This is a genomic window from Pedobacter hartonius, from assembly GCF_900107535.1.
GTDB classification, from domain to species: Bacteria; Bacteroidota; Bacteroidia; order Sphingobacteriales; family Sphingobacteriaceae; genus Pedobacter; species Pedobacter hartonius.
In genome coordinates, this window is sequence record NZ_FNRA01000036.1 from 1 (window position 1) to 2,421 (window position 2,421).

2 protein-coding genes are annotated in these 2,421 nt (G+C 34.6%); one reads left to right on the forward strand and one right to left on the reverse strand.

The features are described 5' to 3' along the window. Nucleotides 1–119 precede the first annotated feature (119 nt). Nucleotides 120–677: a hypothetical protein gene (locus tag BLW16_RS22820; RefSeq protein ID WP_139298389.1), complete on the forward strand. Its 558-nt coding sequence runs from the start codon at nucleotides 120–122 to the stop codon at nucleotides 675–677. 801 nt (nucleotides 678–1,478) lie between these two features. Here BLW16_RS22820 and BLW16_RS24130 read toward each other — a convergent pair. Then, complete coding sequence (locus BLW16_RS24130; protein ID WP_090560194.1) at nucleotides 1,479–1,847, reverse strand: RNA polymerase sigma factor; 369 nt, start codon at nucleotides 1,845–1,847, stop codon at nucleotides 1,479–1,481. Between the last annotated feature and the right edge of the window lie 574 nt (nucleotides 1,848–2,421).

Consider the following 2,421-nt stretch of genomic DNA (forward strand, 5'->3'; position numbering starts at 1 on the left):
GAATTTATGGAAATGTTCAAAAGTTTGAATCCTGAATATAGCACAACAACAGATAATAATTTATTGCCATTCGCTATGCTTTCTGCTTTCAATGGTGTACAATGTCCAATGCCATAAAAATGAAAAAAAAATATATGAAATTCTTCTTTCTAATTATAGTTTTTTCGACTGTTATATGCACCGTAAAAGCTCAAAAACTTACTGCTATTGGTAAGGTATCTACGCAAACTAATTCCTATAACGTTTCAAAGGACGCGGATGCCAAATCCCCGTATCCTCTTAAAGTGGTGAATATCTTTTCTAAATTTACCAATGTGAAACCAACGCGTTCAGGGTATGCAAAAGACGAAATGCATATTCTTCCTGTAGTAATATTTAATATCAAAAGAAAGGACTTAAAAAATGTTTTAACGTATGCATTGGATAGAAATAGATGGGAATCGTTATCTGATGAATCTTTCTTTATCGATTGTTTTGTAAATGATGGAGGCATGGTGGAAGATGTAGTATTCTATCTAAAATCGGATACAAAGTTAACTGCCATAGATCTGGAAAAAATTGAAAGTGCTTTTAAGACGAAATTTCAAGCGAAGATTACCCATGCTGAATTCAAGGGTACATTTAATTATTTGCCTTTTGGCGACAGTTTTACAGTCAAGGAAATATTAGCCCCTTAAGTACTGCTAACTGAAATGCAACAATAGATAATGTCATTGTCGTTAGAAATTCAAGATATGGAATTTAAAATATCTTTTAACAAGATGATATTTCTCTATATATTGATTATTTTTTTAACTTGATTCGTCATCATGAGAAATACGTGCGATCCCAAATTTTGGACAGAGATTCTTTTACAGAATTTGATTCTGGTTTGTTTTTCTGTCATATTGACAAACATTCTATGGTTGCTCCAACAACACCCAAAATTCCTCCGATATTTCTGGTAAAATATTAGGATCTTACGCTCTTGAATATAAAGAATCCAAAGGTTACTATTATTTTAATTTCAGAGATACCATTGTTATAGTATAAGAAAGATGAAGGATTCGAGGTACAATCGACTGTGATTTATCTGTTCTGATAAGCCGAAAGAGCCTTGTTTTAAAACTCCTGGTTTTACGACTTACCCTACAAAGTTTAACAGTATAGATACTACACTTTCAAATTCAAGCGGCAGCTCATTGAAGTTTAATGTGCCTAATAAACTTTTGTTTATCGTGGATAGACCTAATGTGATTTATAAGAAAAGTACTTTCTTTGAATAATCTATGATTATATGATCCCTTTGGTAGATTCCTTACCGTTGCGCGCCTTAATAGATCTACGTTGAAAAGGTACTGCACTGCTTCTGTGTACAGATAGCCCCGCTTTTCAATCGGGTTATTGTACATATTTCCGCATTTTATAGGTTGGCCTCTATTCCTTGCCTAACTTATCTGGTTCATATCGTCTTGCCTTAATCCATTGTCTCATTGAATTTAGCACGGTAAAAAAGTAACCGTACTTTTCAATTCGACAAGATTCTGAACTTCATATAAATCAATATTTTTCTTCCCATTTCTAAATGATCTCGAACGGAGGACGTCAATAGCGCAATTACGGGACACATTTAGTATCCAGGTAAAAAACCTACCTATCCGACTATCGTACTTATGTGTGGAATTCCAAATTTCAATGAGAATCTCCTGTGTGACATCTTCGGCATCTTGTTGTTTTACAATCCCTGCTACTATATCAAAAATAGTACTTGAATACATACTGTACAGTGCCTCTAAACCTTTAACTCTCTGACTTTTTAAAGCCTGCACTAAGTCTTTTTCTGAAATACATATTTTTTTGCAGTTCATATTAAATACTCTTTTAAAGGACGTATTGGGTTTTAAATACGTGGAATTAACCTGTTTGTTGAGAGCAGAAATAAATAGCGAGTACCCACATTAGGCCACTCGCACGCATTACAGGGCGGTTTACCAGAACAAATGATTAATAGTGCGTCTACTTCCTACAAATCTTAATCAACTTCTTTTCCTGATGTTTTCTAGGATACCAATCAAATTTGCTATAGTAACTATCTAAGAGAATGACCATTGACAGTTCTTTCCTTTTAAGGATATAGGAAATCCATTCCACATGTTCAATGATGTGGGTTGGCAATGGCTTATAGCCGGATGATATATCTGATTCCTCCTCTAATATTTCATTGTCAGAATCTAGGAAATCAAATTCATTTAGCTTTCTTATTTCAACAACCAGACGAGGGGAGTCTATCAATTTCAATATTACATGAGTGAAGGCGATCATTTCTTTCAACCTGTATACCCTTAATTGTCTAATACGGTAGTCATTGGGCCAAGCATAACGGTGATACTGGGCCAGTCAAAACGGAAATCGTTGGGCCAAAAGATTGGCCGCCATTACGGA

Bases quoted from the DNA above. Each gene is read 5' to 3' on its own strand.
- BLW16_RS24130 (WP_090560194.1), bottom strand. From the start codon at position 1,847: ATGAACTGCAAAAAAATATGTATTTCAGAAAAAGACTTAGTGCAGGCT.
- BLW16_RS22820 (WP_139298389.1), top strand. From the start codon at position 120: ATGAAAAAAAAATATATGAAATTCTTCTTTCTAATTATAGTTTTTTCG.